5 protein-coding genes are annotated in these 7,287 nt (G+C 41.0%); 2 read left to right on the top strand and 3 right to left on the bottom strand.

Going from position 1 to position 7,287, the window contains the following annotated elements:
• Nucleotides 1-47 precede the first annotated feature (47 nt).
• Nucleotides 48-620: an RNA polymerase sigma factor gene (locus AB5217_RS04950; protein WP_032845984.1), complete on the bottom strand. Its 573-nt coding sequence runs from the start codon at nt 618-620 to the stop codon at nt 48-50.
• Nucleotides 621-725: 105 nt separating this feature from the next.
• Entirely contained in the window at nt 726-1,715 is a 990-nt protein-coding gene (locus tag AB5217_RS04955) for a glycoside hydrolase family 43 protein (protein ID WP_004299528.1), read from the bottom strand.
• A 164-nt stretch (nt 1,716-1,879) separates the two neighbouring features.
• Between AB5217_RS04955 and AB5217_RS04960 the strand changes: the two genes are divergently transcribed.
• Together AB5217_RS04960 and AB5217_RS04965 are read left to right on the top strand one after the other, a co-directional pair.
• Nucleotides 1,880-2,989 (top strand): family 43 glycosylhydrolase, encoded by a 1,110-nt coding sequence (locus tag AB5217_RS04960; protein WP_032845985.1) that lies wholly within the window; start codon nt 1,880-1,882, stop codon nt 2,987-2,989.
• Between the two features lie 253 nt (nt 2,990-3,242).
• Nucleotides 3,243-5,057 (top strand): glycoside hydrolase family 2 protein, encoded by a 1,815-nt coding sequence (locus tag AB5217_RS04965; RefSeq protein ID WP_032845987.1) that lies wholly within the window; start codon nt 3,243-3,245, stop codon nt 5,055-5,057.
• Nucleotides 5,058-5,165: 108 nt separating this feature from the next.
• On the opposite strand, the gene AB5217_RS04970 is transcribed toward AB5217_RS04965, so the two are convergent.
• Nucleotides 5,166-6,683 carry a sulfatase-like hydrolase/transferase gene (locus tag AB5217_RS04970; RefSeq protein ID WP_004299524.1) on the bottom strand — a complete coding sequence of 506 codons (1,518 nt, stop codon included), beginning with the start codon at nt 6,681-6,683 and terminating at the stop codon, nt 5,166-5,168.
• Nucleotides 6,684-7,287: the final 604 nt, after the last annotated feature.

The raw sequence follows: 7,287 nt of genomic DNA on the forward strand, positions 1-7,287 counted from the left end.
TTCCACTTTTTTTTGATAGGCAGGAAAAATAGGTTGGTTATTCTCTCTTATTTTCTCTTAAATAAGTCCCGGATACGTCCCAAAGCCCGTTGAATGGAGTTAGAAACAGATTGATTATTCATGTCTGTCACCTTACTTATTTCATCGATACTCATCTCTTTAATATATCGATAGTAAATAATTTCACGCTGTCTGTCCGTCAATACAGACATCATAGTATGCACGGTTGCCTGAACTTGTTTTTCCTGTTCATTATTAATATATATAGTTTCCGGAGTGGAGGGGGATTCGTCAACCGTCTCTTCTCTCTCACCTATTTCATCAAACGAAAGAGAATCTGTTGTTTTTTTTAGCGCATTAAAAAGAGTGTTTTTCAACGCTACCGTCAAATAAGCTGCAATATTATCTGTTGGGGCTAACTTTGCACGATTCATGTGGATTTTCACAAACACATCATGTATGCAATCTTTAATTAATTCTTTGTCTGAAGTATATAATAGTCCGAATCGAAACAGATCTTGCACCGTTCGATTATAGATTTGGGTATACGCACTCGAATCTCCCTCGAGAAACCTTTTCCACAAAAGGGAGTCGGAAAGAGTGTGTATATCTGGTTTCATTGTAATAAGTATGTTTGATTTACAAGGACAAAAATAAAACAATAAATCAAAAAAAGCCCATCTTTATTAAAATATTAATTACGGATGGGCTGAACTTTTCAGATTTTACTTCAATGGGCTTGCCTTTACTCCCTCGAAAGTCATCTTTATGGGTTTTATTTTTCCATCTTTATCAAAGTACATACGGTCAACGCAGGTCACACGAGCGTTTCCATCCGTTTCACCCAAAGGATGGCGATGATAAATGATGTACCATTCGTCCTCTCCCGGCCCTTTTACAACTGAATGATGGCCGGCACCAGTTCCAATATTGGGATCTCTCTGTAATATTTTTGCTTCTCTTTTGAAGGGTCCGAACGGTGAGTCGGCAATGGCATAAGCAACGCAATAATCCGGTCCGGTCCAACCGCCTTCCGACCACATAAAATAGTATTTTCCGTTACGTTTCAACATAAAAGGTCCCTCTACATATTTTTCGGGAGTTACTTCCTTATAAAGGGTACCATCTTCAAACGGTACAATACTCAACAAGTCCGGGGCCAGTTTCACCATATTACAATGTCCCCAGCCACCATAATACATATAATATTGTCCGTCATCATCTTTGTAAACAAACTGATCGATCGGTTGCGCACCATTTACAAATTTATCAATCAGAGGTTTGCCTAACGCATCTTTAAATGGTCCGGCAGGATTGTCGGCCACAGCTACACCAATACCGCCCAGTTCATTATTGCTTTGAATATCATTCGCACCAAAGAATATATAATATTTATCATTCGCATGAATCACGGCAGGCGCCCATAAAGCACGTTTAAACCAACTTATATTCTCTTTTGATAACACTTTCGGGTGCTTTGTCCAGTTCACCAGATCTTTAGACGAGAAGGCATCCATGAAAGTCTGTTCGTCATAAGGCGCCGAATACGTAGGATAAATCCAGTATTCATCCCCAAATACAATTCCTTCCGGATCGGCATACCATCCCGGAAATACAGGATTGCCACTCGTCTTCGGTTGTTGATTGGCTTTTTGTCCAAATACAGACTGGGAACAGCAAATAACACTAAGAAGAATAAGGTGCTTCAGTTTCATACAATATCAATTTTAAAGTTCGTGCCACAAAGATGAGAAAAAACAACTAGAAATTCAATAAATACAAACCAATTAAGGATAAATACTAACCAATCTGCAAAAAAAAGATGATTTATCAGGATTTTGTGCTTTCTTTGCAGTGTCATTATTAAATGAAAAATACCATGAAAAGCAGATTGTTATTACTAGCCGTACTTTTAGTCATTATTTGTGCATCCTGTCAACCCAAGAAGAAAACAGAGCCGGAAAAGGAAGCCGTAACAGGAGCTACTTATACAAATCCGCTACGTGAAAGAGGAGCAGAGCCATGGGCTGTTTTTTATGAAGGGAAATATTATTATACGCAAGGCTCTGAAAGCAGAATCATGCTCTGGGAGACCAGTGATATTACAAATTTGAATGACAGTCTTAGAAAGCCGGTATGGATACCAACCGATCCAAGCAATTCCCATCACTTATGGGCCCCCGAAATGCATCGCATCAACAACAAATGGTATATTTACTTCGCAGCAGACGATGGTAATATGGACAATCACCAGATTTATGTGATTGAAAACGAGGCTGATATTCCTACAGAGGGTAAGTTTGTCATGAAAGGGCGCATACCGACCGACAAAGATAACAACTGGGCAATTCATGCGAGTACTTTCGAACACAACGGACAGCGTTACATGATTTGGTGCGGATGGCAAAAACGAAGAATTGACAGCGAGACACAATGTATTTACATCGCTTCGATGGAAAATCCGTGGACTCTTTCTTCCGACAGAGTTCTGATTTCCAAACCTGAATATGAATGGGAGTGTCAATGGGTGAATCCCGATGGCAGCAAAACAGCCTATCCGATCCATGTGAACGAAGCCCCTCATTTCTTTCAGCCGAAGAATAAAGATAAAGTATGCATTTTTTATTCCGCCAGCGGTAGCTGGACTCCCTATTATTGTGTAGGATTGCTAACAGCAGACGCCAATGCCAACCTGTTGGACCCTGCTTCCTGGAAGAAACATCCGACACCCGTATTTCAGCAGGAACCGGAGAATGAAGTTTTTGGCCCCGGCGGCAGTTCTTTCGTCTCTTCACCGGATGGAAAGGAATGTTATATGTTTTATCATGCCCGTCAGATACCGAATGATGCTCCGGGTGCAATGGACTCACGTACTCCCCGTTTACAAAAAATAGAGTGGGACAAAGATGGGATGCCTATACTGGGAATACCGGATAAAACCGGAACAATATTGCCCAAACCATCAGGAACAAAAATAGCTGAAAAATAACAAAAACATTGATTCATACGATTCAGCAGTCAAACGCTAATTAACATGAACCCATAAAGGACAAAAACTGACCATCACTTCCATTCTCTATTACCCAAAGCCGCTTTTATACGGGACTTTATATAAAAAAGAAGAGAATTTGCTGTTTTTTGAACGGTAATTTTCCTTTATTCACTTTTAATTCCCCTTTCTTTGCAATATCCTTTTAATAGAATTTATATCTAATAACTAACTATATTTTTATACCATGAACATGAAAAAGAATTTTCTAACAATGCTGCTTGCATTGGCTTTATGCAGTTCGACTTTTGCTCAATGGAAACCTGCCGGTGACAAAATCAAAACATCGTGGGGAGAACAGCTTGACCCTAAAAACGTATTGCCGGAATATCCGCGTCCTATCATGGAGCGCAACGACTGGAAAAACCTGAACGGGCTTTGGAAATATGCAATCACTCCCAAAGGTACTCCTACGCCTACCGCTTACCAGGGTGATATTCTTGTTCCTTTTGCCGTAGAATCGTCTTTATCAGGCGTAGGCAAAATGATAAACGAGAAAGAAGAACTGTGGTACCAACGTACTTTCGACGTTCCTTCTGCCTGGCGTGGTAAACAAATCCTGTTGCATTTCGGAGCAGTAGACTGGAAAGCAGAAGTTTGGGTGAATGATGTAAAAGTAGGCGAACACACAGGCGGATTTACTCCTTTCTATTTCGATATTACTTCTGTACTTAATAAAGGAAATAATGACCTGGTAGTAAAAGTATGGGACCCTTCAGATCGTGGCGAACAACCCAGAGGAAAGCAAATAGCAAACCCTCATGGCATTTGGTACACTCCGGTTACAGGTATCTGGCAAACAGTGTGGTTGGAACCGGTAGCAACACAATACATCACTAATCTGAAAACTACTCCCGATATTGACAACAATTCTGTTAAGGTAGAAGTTGCTGCCAATACGACCTCCGCAGACAAAGTGGAAGTAAAAGTATTCGATGGCAAAAACCTTGTAGCCAAAGGCGCAGCGTTGAACGGAGTACCTGTTGAACTGGCAATGCCTGCTAATGCTAAACTGTGGTCTCCGGACTCTCCTTTCCTCTACAATATGGAAGTGACTCTGTATAAAGACGGAAAAGCAATAGACCAGGTAAAGAGTTATACGGCTATGCGCAAATATTCTATCCGCAAGGGTCAGAATGGCATCACTCGCCTGCAATTGAACAACAAAGACTATTTCCAGTTCGGTCCGCTCGACCAGGGATGGTGGCCTGACGGTTTATATACTGCACCGACAGATGAAGCATTGGTTTATGACTTGAAGAAGACGAAAGACTTCGGCTACAACATGGTACGTAAGCACGTCAAAGTAGAACCTGCACGCTGGTACACTCATTGCGACCAATTAGGATTGATCGTATGGCAAGATATGCCGAACGGTGGTCCTAGCCCACAGTGGCAGGCACGCAACTACTTTAACGGCAGAGAAGTGATTCGTTCCGCTGCTTCGGAAGCTAACTACCGCAAAGAGTGGAAAGAAATCATCGACTGTTTGTATTCTTATCCGAGTATCGCTGTATGGGTTCCTTTCAATGAAGCATGGGGACAATTCAAGACTCCGGAAATCGTAGCATGGACTAAAGAATACGATCCTAGCCGCCTGGTGAATCCTGCCAGCGGTGGTAATCACTATACTTGTGGCGATATTCTCGACCTTCACCACTATCCGGGTCCGAACATGTTCCTTTACGATCCGAGACGTGCTACCGTATTGGGTGAATATGGAGGTATCGGCTTGGTAGTAGAAGGAAATACTTGGGTGAATGACAAGAAAAACTGGGGTTATGTGAAGTTCAATACATCAGACGAAGTAACGAACGAATACATTAAATATGGCAAACATCTGTTGGAATTGATCCAGAAAGGATTCTCTGCTGCCGTATATACCCAGACAACAGACGTAGAAGGTGAGATCAACGGTCTGATGACTTATGACCGTAAAGTTATCAAGATGAATGAAGCTAAAGTCAGAGAAATCAACCAACAGATCTGTAACTCTCTGAATAAATAATAAATAATAAATAGAATAATACTCTTTTCCTTGTTGAAACTAAAACAGCACCTCTGACGTCTATTCAGGGTGCTGTTTTTTTATATTCATATTCTTTTTCAGAAATGCTTATTCTTCCTGCATGAAGATCTTTACCTGATTCCAACTATTCTTCGTATCATTCGATACTTTTTCACCAGGAGTAGAACGGCCATTCTCTACATATTGCTTCATAGCCCGTTTCATTTCTTTCACCTCATTTTCGTAACGCTTATCACCGATAATGTTTTCTTTTTCCGAAGGATCTTTCACGATATCAAACAATTGCATCGGAGGGAACTTCGCCACATCAGAAGGTTTGAGAGGATAGGAAGAGCCACCCGAACCTCCGTAGAATACCAATTTCAGTTGGGAAGTACGCAAAGACAAATACCCCTCTCCCGCTTCGTGCACCAAGTCCTTACGCGCAGAAGCACCTTTCTTACTCAATATCGGCCACATACTGTAACTGTCAACAGCTTCTTCTGTCTCCAAATTGTGGTTAAGCATTTGAGCAAAAGTGGCATAAAAGTCTATCAATGAAACTAAAGAGTTGTTTGTCTCTTTCCCATATTTTCCTTTCCAGGAGACAATAAGGGGAATTCTGTGTCCGCCTTCGTAAATATCGCTTTTGTAGCCTCTGTAGATGTAACTAGGAAAATGTCCTTTCTTTTCCATATCTTTCACGCCGATATAACTGGCACACCCATTATCCGAAGCAAAGACAATGATGGTATTATCCAGTTGCTTGTTCTTCTTCAATGTTTTTACGATTTGGCGCACCATGTCGTCTATCATGACTACGAAATCGCCATAAGGACCGATACTGGTTTTGCCCTGAAACTCTTTCGAAGGCAATATAGGGGTGTGAGGAGCAGTAATAGGCAAATATAAAAAGAATGGTTTCTTGCTGTCTTTCTGCTCATTGATATAGTTCAGGCTATGACGAATGATGTTGGGAAAACATTCTTCCGGCTTGAAATCGGCTCCTGCCATTCCTCCGTGCATCAGTAATGCCAGATTCTTTTTCTGGGGTTCTATCACATGATCGGGGATAGAGGTTGCTTTGTTATTTTCCACATAAACATAGGGAGAAATATCCAATGACGCCGGTATGCCGAAATAGTAATCAAATCCCCTGTCGGTGGGTCCGTTCTTGATCGGAAGCGAGAAATCTATATCTTTCATGCTTCTGCCATTGTTCGTATATCCCCAGTCCCAGCCTAAGTGCCATTTACCGATACAAGCGGTATTATAGCCATTCGCTGAAAACATTTGCGCGATTGTGCGACGTTCAGGATCAATCATTGCAGGCGAATCGCCATCAAGACCACCTCGTTTCAGCTTGGTTCGCCACGGATATCTTCCGGTTAGAAGAGAATATCTGGAAGGAGTGGATAAAGCGGAAGAAGCATGGGCATCCGTAAAGGCAATCCCGTGCTCGGCCAGTTTGTCAATGTTAGGAGTATGGATTTTAGATTCGGGATTAAAGGCCGAGATGTCTCCATAACCCAAATCATCCGCCAATATAAATACAATATTGGGCGTTTGCGCTTTTACAGCAGCAACTGTGAGAAGTGCAGAGGAGATTGTGATTAGTTTATTCATATATTGAATGTATTAAAGCTATAGTTTATGTATGATATAACCTATCTCTTCATGTTTTCCAACCGACATGCCCGGATTATCTGACTGACATCTCAATCGTTCCACTCCAGTAGACAAGTCTTTTCACTCCAGTGAACGAATCTATGCACTCTAGTGAACAACCCTCGTCACTCTAGTGGAACGATGGAGATGCTCTATCAATAACTGGACGATAACGAATGAAAAACATGCCGGCATAGGGTTGTTTGAATGATAAGTACCTTTCATCTGTTTTCAATGTAAATAAGATCAGCAACCATCGTCTATGCAATCATCATGAGAAATGTATGAGAAATGCAGGACGAATACAGGGCAGATGTATGAGAAATCATTGAAAAACGAATGAGAAATAGCCGTTTTTTAGTTAAAATATCTGTAAAAAGAATGAGAAATGCCTGCATAGAAAGCATTTCTCATACTATATATTACTGATTATAAACTCATTATCTAGATTTTATGAGAAATGAGAAATAAAAAAGACAAATCTCGGTTCTTCGTCAAATTTGGTGGTAATCTCTTTTTTATTTCAACTGTCTTCTTCTTTCTTAATCCTATTAAAAGTTGT

The sequence above is a fragment of the Bacteroides sp. MSSM.1001136sp1_RTP21357st2_D2_RTP21359_211015 genome (genome assembly GCF_040913205.1).
GTDB lineage: Bacteria > Bacteroidota > Bacteroidia > Bacteroidales > Bacteroidaceae > Bacteroides > Bacteroides ovatus.

Excerpts from the sequence above, each read along its gene's own strand:
- AB5217_RS04950 (WP_032845984.1), bottom strand. The coding sequence starts at position 620 with ATGAAACCAGATATACACACTCTTTCCGACTCCCTTTTGTGGAAAAGG.
- AB5217_RS04955 (WP_004299528.1), bottom strand. The coding sequence starts at position 1,715 with ATGAAACTGAAGCACCTTATTCTTCTTAGTGTTATTTGCTGTTCCCAG.
- AB5217_RS04960 (WP_032845985.1), top strand. The coding sequence starts at position 1,880 with ATGAAAAGCAGATTGTTATTACTAGCCGTACTTTTAGTCATTATTTGT.
- AB5217_RS04965 (WP_032845987.1), top strand. The coding sequence starts at position 3,243 with ATGAAAAAGAATTTTCTAACAATGCTGCTTGCATTGGCTTTATGCAGT.
- AB5217_RS04970 (WP_004299524.1), bottom strand. The coding sequence starts at position 6,683 with ATGAATAAACTAATCACAATCTCCTCTGCACTTCTCACAGTTGCTGCT.